Genomic DNA, 14001 nt, shown 5'->3' on the forward strand with positions numbered 1-14001 from the left:
CAGCTTCCTCATTTCACGATCAGGTCGGCGTGCAGCGCGCCCGCGGCCTTGATGGCCTGCAGGATGCCGATCATCCGCTGGGTATCGACGCGCGCGCGCGACAGGCCCTGCACCAGATCGGCGATGGTCGTGTTGCCGAAGCGGATCGTCGCGTCGCCGCTGCCCTGCCGCACGTCCAATTTGGTATTGGTGACGATCAGGCTGCGCACGCCCGCGCCCGACTCGACGTCGCTCGCGAAGCCGGCATAAAAATCGGGCTGCGACGCGAAATTGTCGGCGACGACCGACACCTTGATGTCGCCCTGCGCGATCACGACCGACGACAGCGTCACGTCGCCGCCCGCCACGACGGTGCCGGTACGTTCATTGATGACCACCCGCCGCGTCGCCGCCGGTTCGACCCCGACATTCTCGATCGCCGCCAGAAACCCGGTCAGCCCCGCGGCACCGCCGCCATAGCGCACCCGCACCTCATCGGCATTGCGCGCCCATGCCACGCCCGCGCCGAAGCGCCGAACGATCCCCGCCGCCACGCGCTCGGCCGTCTCGAAACTCGGGTCCGCCAACAGGAACGACACTTCCCCGCCGGGCTTCAGGATGTTGCTGTCGACCGCCGTCTCGATCGTCGCCCCGCCTTCGAGGATCGCGGAGGTCGGATAGTTGCGCTGCTCGCGGTTCAGATCGCTGTCGAAGCGATGCCCGCCGACCAAGAGCGCCCCCTGTGCCAGCGCATAGGGCTTGCCATCCGGCCCCATCAGCGGCGTCATCACCAGCGTGCCGCCGGCCAGACTGCGCGCATCGCCGATCGATGCGATCGTCGCGTCGATGCGGTCGCCGACATTGGCCGATGGCGGCAACATGCCGGTCACCATCACCACCGCGACGTTGCGGCTGCTGATCTCCGCCTCGGCGACATTGGTGCCGAGGCGATTGAGGACGTTGCGCAGCGCCTGCCGCGTCACCACGCTGCGCCGCGTATCGCCCGATCCCGACAGGCCGACGACCAGCCCGTATCCGACCAGCGCATTCTGCCGCCAGCCATCGAACCGGCCGAGTGCCTTGATCGGCACCGACTGCGCCCCCGCCGGCCCGGCCAGCAGCAACAGCGGCGCAAGAAGACAAACGAACCGCATCAGCCGAGCCCCAGCGCGCCGAACAGGCGGTTGAGCAGCCCCGGCCGGCTGCCGCGCGACACGAAGCCGCGCCCGCCATAATCGATCTCGGCGTCCGCGATGCGCGACGACAGCACGCTGTTGTCCGGCCCAATATCGGCGACGCGGATGCGCCCGCGCACCCCGACCTCGGTCCGTTCACCATTGATCGCCATGCGTTGCCGCCCGGTCACGATCAGGTCGCCATTGGGCAGCACCGCGCTGACCGTCGCGCTCAGCCGCGTGACCAGCCGCTCGCTGCGTCGCGCTTCGCCGCGCCCGGTAAAGCCGCCGCCCAATGCCGCGCGACCACCCTCGCCGACCGGTCCCGCGTCGATCGATGCCGACAGGTCGGTCGCCTTGCGCGTCGCATTCTGGGCCGAGTTGCTGGCATCGGCGCTCTGGTAGACGACGATGGTCAGCGCATCGCCGACCTGTGCCGCGCGCTGATCGGTGGCGAGCGCGCCCCAGCCGCCGGGGCGATAGAGGTCGTCGCCGATCGCGAGCGGCGCGGCAAATACCTGTCCCTGCCCGTCGCGCACGAACACCGAGCGCCTCGACCGCCCGGGTTGCAGCGTCGTCACCGGCCGCTCGATCGCGACCGGCCCCGCCACCGATCGCAGCGTCAGTTCGCTACCGCGCGGCAGGGCCGGCTCGGGCGTCCAGTCGCGCCGCACCGGCGCAGGCGCAGACAAGGTGATGGCGACGTTCCCGGTCCCGCCGACCTGTACTCCGGTCACGCGCCGCACCATCGCCGCGACCGTTGCCACCGGCAGCGTCAACTGCCGCCGCCCGACCGGCAGGCGCAGCACGACCTGCCGGCCCGCCTCTCCGGCGCCCTGCACCAGATCGGCCAGCGTCACCTCGCGCACGCGCACCTTCGCTTCGGCTACGAGCATCAGCCCGGCCGCCACCGTCATCAGCATTGTCTGTTCCCCGTGTCCGCGTCAGCGCCGCAGCGTGTTCGCGATCCCCATCATCTGGTCGGCCGCCTGCAGGATCTGCGCATTCGCCGCATAGGCGCGCTGGACCAGCATCATGCGCACCATCTCCTCGGTCAGTTGCACGTTCGACCGCTCGACCGCGCCCTGAACCACCTGTCCGACACCATCCTCGCCCGGCACCAGTTCCTCCAGCCGCGCGCCGTCGGCGACTCGGTACAGTCCGCCGTCCAACCGGGTAACGCCATCCGCGTCGTTCAGCCGGACCAGCCGTATCTGCCCCAGTTCGACCGGGGCGGCCCCGTCCGCTCCCTGCGCGCGCACGGTACCGTCAGCGGCGATCGACAGGGCGGTCACATCGTCGGGCACGGTGATGTTGGCCTTCAGCGCAAACCCGCCTGCCCCTATCAGCGCGCCATCGTCGCCGACCTTCAGCCGGCCACCGCGCCACAGCACACTCTGCCCCTCTGGCCCCATCAATTCGATGAAGCCCGCACCGTCGATCGCCACGTCCATCGCCGCGCCGGTCCGTTGCAACTCGCCCGGATCGTTCAGCATGAATTGCAAATCCAGCGCCACCCCGGCCAGGGTCGGTGCCGCCGATTGCAGATCGGCGGGCAGCAACGTCGCGTCGGGCCGGCTGGCGACGACATCGGCAAAGCGCACTTCCGACCGCTTGAACGCAGGCGTGTTGATGTTCGAGATATTGTTGGCGATCGCGTCCAGCGCCAATTGCTGGGTGCGCAACCCGATCGCGCCGATCTGATAGGCGTCGCTCATCCTTTGCCTCCGAAGGTGGCGGCGGCGCGGCCCATCAATTCGTCGTATAGCTGGATCAGCCGCGCGCCGCTTTCCGCCTGTCGCATCGCGACCATCGTCTGGGTCATTTCGTCGCCCAGCGTGACGTTCGACGCTTCGAGCATCCCCGACCGCACCTCGGCACCGTCGGTCTCGATCATCGCCTGCCCGGCAAAGAAGCTTTCGCCGACCGCCGTCAGCACCACCGGATCGTCGCAGCGTTCGACGGCGATGCGGGCAAGGTCGATCTTCGCGCCGTCGAGCACCAGATCGCCGCCGCCCGCCTGTTGCAGGACATAGCCTTGCGGCGTGACCAGCAGCCCGTCGACGTCGCGGCGGAACTGCCCCTGCCGCGTATAAAGGGTGCGCTCACCGTCGCGGACCCGGAAATATCCGTCGCCGCTGATCGCGAGATCGAACGGATTGCCGGTTTCGGTCAGCGACGCCTGCGCACCATCGATCCGCGTCGCCAGCGCGACTTCGCTGCGCGCCGCGACGGTATCGGCAAAGCCGATCCGCCGCTTATACCCCGGCGTCGCCACGTTCGCGATATTATGCGCCGCAACGTCTAGCCGGGCCTGCGCCATCCGCATTACCGCCGTCGCCGAATCCACCAACCCCGTCATGCCCGTTCCCACCAGCCCGCGATGCGACGCTGATGCCGCAGCGTTTAGCGTTGGAACAGGACAACCGCGTCCCTTTCGGAGTAGCGTTACCTCCGAACCGGATGCGATGCGGGCGGGCGGTGGTTACGAGCCGGTCCGCTGGTCCTGCGGAGCCGTTGTGCTTGTGGAACCGAAGCCCGTTTCATCACCGTCACCCCGGACTTGCCTGAGACCTCACAAAAGTCCCGACCCCCTCCCCTTGCCGTACCCCCGCGCAGGCGGGGGTCCAGGGTTCCAAGCGCAAGTCCTTGTTCTGTTTGGCTCTGGCCCCCCGCCTGCGCGGGGGTACGATCATTCTTTGGTTAAGCGCGCGACCTTTGCAGACGGCTCGACCTGTTCCGGGGTTCCCGGCAAAGACAACGCCACCACGTCAGCCCAATCTACCGCGCCGCCGTCGGCTGCGGCGTAAAGCTCGTCACGTTCGCCATCCCGTTCGCACCGAAGGTGATGATATGCCGCGATCCTTCCTGACAGGTCGCGACCCAGCTGCCCGGCTTTTCGCCGCGTTCGGACGCGGTCACGCCCTGGCACGGCAGTCCGGCGTCGCGGATCGCGCGGATGAACACGCCTTCGCGCTGGCCGGGTGCCAGCGCATCGACCTTTGCCGCCATTTCCTGCGCTTCCTGCGAATTCGCGATCGCCGCCTGATTGGCGGCCGCCTGCTGCTCGGCGCTCGGTCCGCACGCCGCCAGCATCAGCGATCCACCCAGCATCACGAGCAACGCACGCATAGTCCATCTCCCAAAAGGCACCGCCAACCCGGCCGCTGTCCGTTCCGGACAATCGACGACCGCGCCGACGGTTCCCATGCTCAGCGCTGATACGCCTTGGGCAGCCCCTGTTCCTGCGGCACCAGATAGCGGTCGCGCAGGCGCGTCTGGCGGTTGGTCAGCGGCTGTTCGACACCGTCGATGAACAGCTGCGTCGGGACCGACCCGATTTCCAGCGGATCGCCATCCCAGATCACCACGTCGCCGCGTCGTCCGGCACCCAGCGTCCCGATCTCGCCGTCCATGCCGATCGCGCGGGCCGGCAACGACGTGATCGTCGCGAACGCCGCGCCCCAGTCCAGCCCGGCCGCGCCCGGAATCTTCGACAGCGCGACCAGATTGCCGGCATATTGCCGCACCAGCCGGGCCTGCCGCGATTCATCGTCGCCGATCATGCCGATGCCGACGGTGACGCCCGCCGCCTTCATCCGGCCGATGTTGGACTGGGTCGCCGCCAGCTGCTCGAAGCTGGCCGGCAGGTCGGCCAGCGCACTCGCCAGCACCGGCACGCCCGCCGCCGCGATCTGCTGCGCCACGGTCCAGCCTTCGGCCGCGCCCACCAACACCGGCTTCAGCCCCGCGAACTCGCGCTTCAGCGCCAGCACGCCGAGGATGTCGGACGCGCGTTCGACATGGATCAGCAGCGGCACCTTCCCCGACAGCACGTCCTGCAACGCCAGCGCATCGGCACGGGTCAGCAACGCTTCCTTGCCGCGATCGGCGAAGCTCGCCGGATTGCGGCCATAGGCCTGCGCCTCGAACAAGGCATTGCGGAACATGGCCATCGCCGCCGGCCGGCTGCCGCCCGCCGCACGCGCGCCGGCCTCGCCCCATTCCATGAACTGGAAGGCGCGCGGACGCGTGACCGCGTCCATGTCGTTGCCCAGATCGATCACCGCGCCCTGCCCGGCGAAGATCGACCCGCCATTGTCGGGCGCGACGACTGCGCGAGTGACGCCGTCGGTGCGGTTGATCGCGATCGGCGTCGCGCGCGGGTTCAGGCCGGCGGTCACGTCCAGCCCGGCATTGAACACGCTGCCCGATGCCGCTGCGTCGTTGGTCGGTCCCACGCCATCGACCTCGACGATGCCCAGCCGGGTGAAGCCCGCGACGATACCCGGCGTGACATAGCGCCCGCCCGCATCGATCGTCTTGCCCCCGCCGGTCGCCGCCCCGCGTCCGGCCGACACCACCCGCCCGCCACGAATGACGACCGTGCCACCCTCCACCGGGGCCGATCCGTCGCCCAGCACCAGCCGGGCATTGGTGATCGTCACGTCCTGCGCAGCGGCGGGAACAGCGGTGCAGCCGGCCATCAACGCGGCAAGGATCAGGCGCTTCACTTCACATCCCCTTCGCCGGGCTGGCCAAGTTCGAAATCGGACACCGGCCGCAACCGCGGATCATTGGCGTCGTACAGCAGCGCCCCGTCGACCCACACCATCTGCGGGCGGGTATAGACGCTGAACGGATCACCGTTCCACAGCACGACATCGGCCATCTTGCCGGCCTTGAGCGAGCCCGTAACCTTGTCGATGCCCAGCGCCCGCGCCGGATTGATGCCCAGCCACGTCCACGCATGTTCGGGGGTCACCGCCATGCCGGCACGCCTGGCCGACGCCATGACCTTGGCCACTTCCTGGTTCAGCCGCTGGATGCCGTTCTCGCTGTCCGAATGGATCATCGCGCACGCGCCCTGCCGGTCGAGGATCGGCAGATTCTCGCCGATCGCGTCATAGCTTTCCATCTTGAAGCCGTACCAGTCGGCCCACACCGCCGAACACACGCCGCGCGCCTTCAACAGGTCGGCGATCTTGTAGCTTTCTACGGCATGGTGGAATGCCGTTACCTTGTACCCCATCTCCTGCGCCATATCCATGACGATGGCCATTTCGTCGGCGCGATAGCAATGGTTGTGGACGAGGATCTCGCCGTCGAGCACCCCGCGCAGCGTATCCATCGCAAGGTCGCGCGACGGCGCATCGCCGCCGTCCGCCTCATACTTGTCCCACTTTCGATCATATTCCTTCGCGCGCAGCCACGTCGCGCGATCGACCGCCAGATTGCCCATCCGGGTCGACGGCATCCGCCCCTTCGATCCATAGACGCGCTTGGGATTCTCGCCGCACGCCATCTTCAACCCATAGGGTGCGCCCGGGAACTTCATCGCCTGCATCGTGCGGCCATAGACGTTCTTCAGCGTCACCGACCGCCCGCCCATCAGGTTCGCCGAACCGGGCAGCACCTGCAGCGTCGTCACTCCGCCATTGGTCAGCGCGCGCGAGAAACCGGGGTCCTGCGGCCAGACGCTGTGTTCGGCCCAGACATCGGCGGTGACCGGTCCGGTCATCTCGTTGCCGTCGCTATGCGCCTCGACGCCGGGGCTGGGATAATCGCCCAGATGGCTGTGCACGTCGATGATGCCGGGCGTCACCCATTTGCCCTGCCCGTCGATCACCGTCACGCCTTCGGCCGGGGCGATCGATTGCGCGACCTCGACGATCTTGCCGTCGCGGAACAGCACCGAACCGCGATCGATCCGCCCGCCCTCCCCGTCATAGATGGTGACGTTGGTCACCAGCGTCGCCCGCCCCGGATAGGCATGATAGGTCGACGGATAGGGATCATGGTCATATCCCTTGCCCGCGCCCGGCCCCTTGCCCTTTCCCGCCGGCGCATCGGCCGAAGCAGAGCGGACCTCGCCCTTGTCACCGGTACAGGCGACCAGCCCGGCGGCGAGCGCCACCATCGTCAACGTTCGGATCACGCCTTACTCCCCTTTTGATATGTCAGGCGAACACCGCCTCGAGGTCATGGCTGCCCATGCCCTCCTTGGCGGTCCGCACTTCGTGATAGACGGCGCCGGTGCCGGTCGTCGTCAGTACGCCGATCAACGTGGCGAACACCGCCTGCACGCCGGCCACCAGCCACAGATTCTGCGCGCCCCCGGCCGCCAGCGCGATCCCCTGCATCAGGCCACTGGCCATCATCCACAGGACGACCGCGATCAGGATCAGCAGCAACAGCCGCCACCGCATCCCGCGCAGCAAGTCGGCGCTCCGTCCGAAACAGTCGAAGATGCCGCGCCCCTCGCCGGCCATGACCGGCAGGACGATGAACCACGTCAGCCCGAGGATAATCCCCGGAACCACCAGCAACACGAAGCCGACCGCCAGCGCGATGCCGAACAGGATAAGCAGCGCCAGCGCCGGCAGGGTCCGCCGCAACGCCATGCGCAGCATCGCACCGAATTCGATCGGCCGGCCGGCAAGCGTATCGAGGGCGATCCCCATCATGAACAGCTTGATGAAGGGATAGACGAACAACCAGATCAACCAGAGCGGCGCCATCGAATAGGCCAGCCCCTGAATTGCTGCCGCGTCGCCCATGCGCTGTGCCATCGTCGGCAGGAGGAATTGCATCGGCGCATTCAGCACCGCGCTGGCCGCCAGCAGCGCCAATGGGGCACCACCGATCGCACCGAACGCGTTCGAAATCACCCGACCGATGCCGAAACTATAGGGCGACCGCCGCCCCTCCATCCATGCCCCGCCCAGCGCGATCGCCAGCAAGACAAGCGGCAGCGATAAGATCAGCACCCCGAATGCCAGCATTCGTTACATCCCCCCACAACGCCGCCCCCGGCGTCGACCCAAAGTCTGGGTGGAAAAGCGTTGCATGTAAATCGGCGATTTGCTCCAAGCAGGGCACACGCCGCGGGGGCGTACCGAAAGGACGGACGTGGCGCGGGGGCAGATCGCGGAAAGCGTGAACAATGCCGCGTCGGCACCGCCCGCGATCGATTCCGAGCGTGTCAGCGCCGCGTGGAAGGCGATCCACGCCGATCCGTCGATCCAGTTCAACCTGCCCGAAAAGGCGATCGAGCCGCGCGATCCGCCGCCCGGCTGGCTGGAACCGGTCCTGCGCGCGATCGGTGATTTCATCCAGTGGGTCGGCGGCGGATGGCGGCTGATCCTGTGGATCATCGGCATCGTCATCGCCGTTACGCTGGTCTTCGCGCTGTTCCCCGGCCTTCGCGACTGGGTGCGCGAACGCTTCGGGCGCACGGCCGCAACGGTGGATGAACCGCAATGGGCCCCGACCGAAACCCGCGCCCGCGCCCTGCTGGAGGATGCCGACACACTCGCCGCCGCCGGGCAGTTCGACGAAGCGGTCCACCTGCTCCTCTTCCGCAGCATCGACGATATCACCGCATGGCGCGGCGACGTGGTCCGCCCGGCCGATACCAGCCGCGATATCGCCCGCGCCGATGCGCTGCCCCCGGCGGCGCGCGGCGTGTTCGCCGGTATCGTCGCGGCGGTCGAACGCAGCCTGTTCGGCGGCCGCGCCCTTGGCGAAGGCGACTGGCAACAGGCGCGCGCCGACTATGCCGGCTTCGCGCTGCGGGGTGGCCGTTGAACCAATCGTCGCCCTTCGCGGTCCGTACCGTCATCCTTCTCGTGATCGGCGGCGCGCTGCTGCTGCTCGCGTCGATCCTGATGTCGGGGTTCGGCGACGAACTGTCGCGCGCCGTCGGCGACGCCCCGGCCGCCGATCGCAAGGACGGTGCTGGCTATCATGCGTTCAAGCGGCTGGTCGATGCGGTACAGCCGCCCGGCCGCAACGATGCCGATACGCTGAACAATCCCGCCATCGTCATCCTGACGCCGACCAACACCACCCGTCCCGAAGACGTAAAGGCGATCGTCGACCGCCGTATCTCGCTCGCCAACGCGGCGATGGAAGACAGCGGCGACGACGAACCGTTCGACCGCTATCCCACCCTCATCATCCTGCCGAAATGGCAGACGGAGGCGATCCCGCTGGGGGGTGGAAAGGTCCGCCGCACCGGCACGGTCGACATGGCGCGCGTCCAGAAACTGGTTCCGGCCGACGTCGACTGGCATGTCGAGGACCGCGAGAATGTCGGCGTCAGCGCCGACTATCCCGAAATCCGCTCCTTCGCCGTCCCCGACCGGCCGATATATGCGGTAAAGGGTGCTACCGTCGAACCGCTGATCGTCGCGCGCGACGGCGCGGCGGTGCTGGGACAGGTCGGCAGCAGCGATACCTTCGTGCTGGTCGATCCCGATCTGGTCAACAACCGCGCCATGGCCGACGAACGCAACGCGAAGGCCGCGCTGACGATGCTGCGCGCGATCGATCCCGAACATGACGGCCGCGCCGTATTCGACCGGTCGCTGCATTACACGCGCGGCGACCGCAATCTGGTCAAGCTGCTGTTCCTGCCGCCGTTCCTCGGCGTGACCCTCGCCCTGATCGCCGCCGCGATCCTTGCCGGCATCGCCGCTGCCGGGCGCTTCGGTCCGCCGGTCGCCGATCCGCGTGGGCTGGCGCTCGGCAAGCGCGCGCTGATCGACAATATCGTCGCGCTGACCCGGCTGGCGCGGCGCACCGCGCAGGCCGGCGAACGCTATGCCGATACGATGCTGGAGGTGACGTCGCGGCGGTTGCTGGCCGGGGAAGTCCCCTCGCCCGAACGGCTCGACCGCATCCACCCCGGCTATTCCGACATCGACCGCCGCCTGCGCGATGCCCGCAGCGAACACGAGGCATTGGCCGCGGCGAGGGACCTGCACATATGGAAGAAGGAAACAGGCGCATGACGCTCGACGAGGTACGGTCGCTGGGATCGGCGATCGACCGGGAGATCAGCAAGGCGGTGGTGGGACAGGCGGACGCCGTGCGCCTGCTCACCATCGCGCTGTTCTCCGCCGGTCACGTCCTGCTCGAAGGACCGCCGGGCACCGCCAAGACGCTGCTGGCGCAGAGCTTCGCGCGGACATTGGGCCTCGATTTCGGTCGTATCCAGTTCACGCCCGACCTGATGCCCGGCGACATCATCGGCTCCAACCTGTTCAATTTCCAGACGTCGCAATTCGCGCTGACCCGTGGGCCGGTGTTCTGCGAAGTGCTGCTGGCGGACGAGATCAACCGCACCCCGCCCAAGACGCAGGCCGCGCTGCTGGAGGCGATGCAGGAACGCCGCATCACCATCGACGGTCGCACCGAGCAGTTGTCGGACCGTTTCACCGTCGTCGCGACGCAGAACCCGATCGAGCAACAGGGCGTCTATCCCCTGCCGGAAGCGCAGCTCGACCGGTTCCTGTTCAAAATCGCGATCGGCTGGCCCACGCTCGACGCCGAACGCGCCATCGTCGCGCAATATGGCACCCGCACCGGCACCCCCGCCCCGCAGGATTCGGGCGTCGAACGGGTCGCAGACGCCGGGGTCATCGCCGCCGCGATCGATGCGGTGGGAAAGGTGCGGCTGGTCGACGAGGTCATCGACTATATCGTCCGCCTGATCCGCGCGACCCGCGAACATGGCGACCTGTCGTCGGGTGCCTCGCCGCGCGCCGCATCGGCGCTGGCGGCGGCGGCGCGTGCCGGCGCGGCGCTCGACGGGCGCGATTACGTGCTGCCCGACGATGTGAAGACACTGGCCCCCGCGCTGCTGCGCCACCGCCTGATCCTGTCGCCCAGCGCGGAGATCGACGGCCGCCGCATCGATGACGTCGTCGCCAGCCTGATCGCATCGGTCGAAGCACCGCGATGATAGTCCCCAGCCCCCGTGCGATCCAGCTGACCGCGCTCGCCGCGCCGGTCGGCCTCGCGCTGGGGGTGTTGGCCCCGGCGGCGTGGATCGCCGCGCCGGTCTGGATCATCGGCGTGCTGGCGCTGATCGTCGCCGACGCATGGCTGGCGAAACGGCCGGCGACGACCCTGCCCGACCTGCCCGCGACGCTGAACATCGGCGAGACGTTCCGGCTGGGCAGCGCTGATCTTGCCGCCGCGATCGACGGTCCGGTCGAACGCTCCGCCCCCGGCGAATATCGCGCGGTCCGGCGTGGGCGGGCACGGCTGCACCGGCTGTGGACGCGCCGCATCGGCCCCATGGGGCTGGCATGGCGACAGGTCAGCCGCAAGACCGATCGCACCATCGCCATCCTGCCCGACATCCGCCCGGTCCGCGATCAGGGGATGCGCCAGTATCTCAACAGCATTTCGGTGGGCAACCGGCTGCGCCGCGATCACGGCGACGGACAGGATTTTCAGGTCCTGACCGATTTTCAGGCGGGCATGGAACGCCGCTCGATCGACTGGAAGGCTTCGGCCCGCCACGCATCATTGCTGGCGCGCGAATTTCATACCGAACGCGACAATATGATCGTGTTCGCCATCGACGCCGGCCGCGCGATGACCGATCCGGTCGGCGACATGCCGCGCATCGACCGCGCGGTATCCTCGGCGCTGCTCGCCGCCTTCGTCGCGCTCAAATCGGGCGACCGGGTGCGGCTCTATTCCTTCGCCGCCCGGCCGCAGGTCGACAGCGGCAGCATCGCCGGCGGCACCCGCGGCTTCGCTCGGCTGCACCACGCCGCCGCCGATATCGATTACGGCGTCGAGGAGAGCAATTACACGTTCGGCCTCGTCACCCTCGACCAGAAGCTCGACCGGCGGGCGCTGGTCGTGCTGTTCACCGAATTTACCGACACGACCAGCGCCGAACTGTTGCTCAGCGCCGCGCAGCGGATGTTGAAGCGCCACCGCGTGCTGTTCGTCCTCTTCCGCGACCTCGAACTGGAAGGGCTGCGCGATGCCGTGCCCGACAGCGCCGACGATCTGGTTCGCGCCAATGTCGCCCATATGTTGTTGCGCGACCGGGCGATCGTCGTCGAACGGCTGCGGCGGATGGGCATCGACGTGATCGAGGCGGCGGCGGACGCGATGCCGCTCGCGCTGGTCGAACGCTATGTCAGCCACCGGGAGCGCGGACGATGAGTGTCAACTTCGGCGCCCATCATTTCCGCACCGAACGCGAGGCCGACTGGGCCCGCCTTGAGCAACTGCTCGACAAACTTGAGGCAAAGTCCCCCCGCCGCCTCTCCGACACCGACCTGATCGACCTCCCAAGACTCTACCGCGCGACACTTTCGTCACTTTCGATCGCCCGCGCCACCTCGCTCGACGCATCGCTGGTCGGCTATCTGGAGGCGCTGTCGACCCGCGCCTATTTCGCGCTGTATTCCGCCCGCGAACCCTGGGGCCGGCAGGTAAAGGCTTTCTTCACAACGCATTGGCCACGCGCGGTCCGCGCGATCGCGTGGGAATTGATGTTGTCGACCGCGCTGCTGCTGCTCAGCGCGTTTGCCGCCTATCACCTCGTCCGCACCGATCCGGCCTGGTATTCGGCGATGATCTCGCCCGAACTCGCCGGTGGACGCGACATGAACGCGACGCCTGCGACGTTGCGCGAATCGCTCTACGGCAAGCCGGGCGAGGCTCCGCTGGAAATATTCGCCACCTCGTTGTTCACCCATAATTCGCAGGTGTCGATTCTCGCCTTCGCCCTCGGCTTTCTGTTTGCCATCCCGACGATCATCCTCGCCGTGCAGAATGGCGCGATGGGCGGCGCGATGTTCGCCGCGTTCGTGCCGCACGGTCTCGGCTGGGGGCTGTTCGCGTGGCTGATGATCCACGGGACGACCGAAATCGCCGCGATCGCGCTTGCCAGCGCGGCCGGTATCCATATCGGCCGCGCCGTCGCCTTTCCCGGCGATCGTTCGCGCATGGCCGCGGCGGCGGAGGCCGGGCAGCGCGGCGCGATCGTGATGCTCGGCGTCATCCTGATGCTGCTGATCGCCGGCCTGCTGGAGGGGTTCGCCCGGCAGCTGGTCAACGACGACAGCGCGCGTCTGGCGATCGGCGGCGGGATGCTCGCGCTGTGGGTCGTCTATTTCAGCTTTGGCGGCCGTCGTGGCTAAACGGTCGCGCAAGCCACGCCAGCCGCGCACGCTCGACCGGCAACTGGTCACGCCGGAGGGGGTACCGCTGAACCTGCGGCTGGGGTCGGCCGGTGCGCGCGCGGGGGCGTTCACGATCGACGCGATCCTCATGCTGCTGATCCTGATCGGTACCTCGCTGCTGATCGCCGCGCTGGCGATCGGGGGACCGAAAGGGGCGCAATCGCTCTACGCGATCGTCTGGCTGCTCGGCTTTTTCATGCTGCGCAATTTCTACTTCGTCCTCCACGAAGCCGGCCGGCGCGCGGCGACGCCCGGCAAACGGCTGATGAAGCTGCGCGTCGTGTCGCGGGACGGCGCGCGGCTGACCGGTGCGGCGGTGCTGGCGCGTAACCTGATGCGCGAGATCGAGGTGTTCCTGCCGCTGATGTTCCTCGGCTTCGCCTTTGCTGAAGGGATGGCGTCGCGCTGGACCGCCGTGCTGGCGCTCGGCTGGGCGCTGATCCTGCTGTTCCTGCCGCTGTTCAATCGCGACCGCCTGCGCGCGGGCGACCTGATCGCCGGGACCTGGGTCGTCGAGCGCGAGGTGCGGAAACTGGGCGAAGATCTGCTGATCCAGACCGCCCATGAACAGGATCGCGGCCGCATCGCACCGTTCACCGCCGCCGAACTCGACGCCTATGGCGCGTTCGAATTGCAGCGACTGGAGGATGTTCTGCGCCGCAACGACCGCGCCGACCTGTTCGCCGTAGCGAACGCCATCCGTCGCAAGCTTGGCCGCGCCGACGACGGCGCGGACCTTGCGTTCCTCGAAGCATATTATGCCGATCTGCGCCGCCATCTCGAACGTAAATTGCTGTTCGGGCATCGCAAACGCGACAAATTCGATCATATCGGATCAAACTGAC

Annotated in this window: 14 protein-coding genes; 6 read left to right on the plus strand and 8 right to left on the minus strand. The window is 67.9% G+C overall.

Translation table 11 applies throughout. The features are described 5' to 3' along the window. Window positions 1-8: 8 nt before the first annotated feature. From flgI to ASE70_RS15205, 8 genes are all read right to left on the minus strand, one after another. Window positions 9-1133 (minus strand): flagellar basal body P-ring protein FlgI, encoded by a 1125-nt coding sequence (flgI, locus tag ASE70_RS15170; protein WP_082451056.1) that lies wholly within the window; start codon window positions 1131-1133, stop codon window positions 9-11. After that, window positions 1133-2077 carry a flagellar basal body L-ring protein FlgH gene (locus ASE70_RS15175; protein WP_056506492.1) on the minus strand — a complete coding sequence of 315 codons (945 nt, stop codon included), beginning with the start codon at window positions 2075-2077 and terminating at the stop codon, window positions 1133-1135. The genes flgI and ASE70_RS15175 overlap by 1 nt, the downstream gene beginning before the upstream one ends. 21 nt (window positions 2078-2098) lie before the next feature. Continuing rightward, window positions 2099-2872 (minus strand): flagellar hook-basal body protein, encoded by a 774-nt coding sequence (locus ASE70_RS15180; protein ID WP_056506495.1) that lies wholly within the window; start codon window positions 2870-2872, stop codon window positions 2099-2101. Further along, on the minus strand, window positions 2869-3516 hold the full coding sequence (locus ASE70_RS15185; RefSeq protein ID WP_056506498.1) for a flagellar hook-basal body protein: 648 nt from the start codon (window positions 3514-3516) through the stop codon (window positions 2869-2871). The genes ASE70_RS15180 and ASE70_RS15185 overlap by 4 nt, the downstream gene beginning before the upstream one ends. 419 nt (window positions 3517-3935) lie before the next feature. Then, window positions 3936-4286, minus strand: coding sequence for a hypothetical protein (locus ASE70_RS15190; RefSeq protein WP_056506502.1), 351 nt, complete (start codon window positions 4284-4286; stop codon window positions 3936-3938). An 80-nt stretch (window positions 4287-4366) separates the two neighbouring features. Then, the gene (locus ASE70_RS15195; RefSeq protein WP_056506504.1) at window positions 4367-5668 is read right to left on the minus strand and encodes an amidohydrolase family protein; all 1302 of its coding nucleotides are present in this window, start codon (window positions 5666-5668) and stop codon (window positions 4367-4369) included. Further along, window positions 5665-7074, minus strand: a complete 1410-nt coding sequence (locus ASE70_RS15200) for an amidohydrolase (RefSeq protein WP_056506507.1) — start codon at window positions 7072-7074, stop codon at window positions 5665-5667. Before ASE70_RS15200 ends, ASE70_RS15195 begins: the two co-directional genes overlap by 4 nt. Before the next feature lie 40 nt (window positions 7075-7114). Continuing rightward, entirely contained in the window at window positions 7115-7939 is an 825-nt protein-coding gene (locus ASE70_RS15205; RefSeq protein ID WP_056506510.1) for a hypothetical protein, read from the minus strand. Window positions 7940-8066: 127 nt separating this feature from the next. Between ASE70_RS15205 and ASE70_RS15210 the strand changes: the two genes are divergently transcribed. Genes ASE70_RS15210 through ASE70_RS15235 form a run of 6 tightly spaced genes read left to right on the plus strand, consistent with a single transcriptional unit; the run spans window position 8067 to window position 14000 of the window. Beyond that, window positions 8067-8744: a DUF4129 domain-containing protein gene (locus ASE70_RS15210; RefSeq protein ID WP_056506513.1), complete on the plus strand. Its 678-nt coding sequence runs from the start codon at window positions 8067-8069 to the stop codon at window positions 8742-8744. Further along, window positions 8741-9952, plus strand: a complete 1212-nt coding sequence (locus tag ASE70_RS15215) for a hypothetical protein (protein WP_056506516.1) — start codon at window positions 8741-8743, stop codon at window positions 9950-9952. The genes ASE70_RS15210 and ASE70_RS15215 overlap by 4 nt, the downstream gene beginning before the upstream one ends. Then, window positions 9949-10905: an AAA family ATPase gene (locus ASE70_RS15220; RefSeq protein ID WP_056506519.1), complete on the plus strand. Its 957-nt coding sequence runs from the start codon at window positions 9949-9951 to the stop codon at window positions 10903-10905. The genes ASE70_RS15215 and ASE70_RS15220 overlap by 4 nt, the downstream gene beginning before the upstream one ends. Then, window positions 10902-12131 (plus strand): DUF58 domain-containing protein, encoded by a 1230-nt coding sequence (locus tag ASE70_RS15225; protein WP_056506522.1) that lies wholly within the window; start codon window positions 10902-10904, stop codon window positions 12129-12131. Before ASE70_RS15220 ends, ASE70_RS15225 begins: the two co-directional genes overlap by 4 nt. Beyond that, on the plus strand, window positions 12128-13114 hold the full coding sequence (locus ASE70_RS15230) for a stage II sporulation protein M (protein ID WP_056506525.1): 987 nt from the start codon (window positions 12128-12130) through the stop codon (window positions 13112-13114). The genes ASE70_RS15225 and ASE70_RS15230 overlap by 4 nt, the downstream gene beginning before the upstream one ends. Continuing rightward, window positions 13107-14000, plus strand: a complete 894-nt coding sequence (locus ASE70_RS15235) for an RDD family protein (RefSeq protein ID WP_056506872.1) — start codon at window positions 13107-13109, stop codon at window positions 13998-14000. Before ASE70_RS15230 ends, ASE70_RS15235 begins: the two co-directional genes overlap by 8 nt. Window position 14001 lies beyond the last annotated feature (1 nt).

It is taken from the genome of Sphingomonas sp. Leaf22, from assembly GCF_001421715.1.
Taxonomy (GTDB): domain Bacteria; phylum Pseudomonadota; class Alphaproteobacteria; order Sphingomonadales; family Sphingomonadaceae; genus Sphingomonas.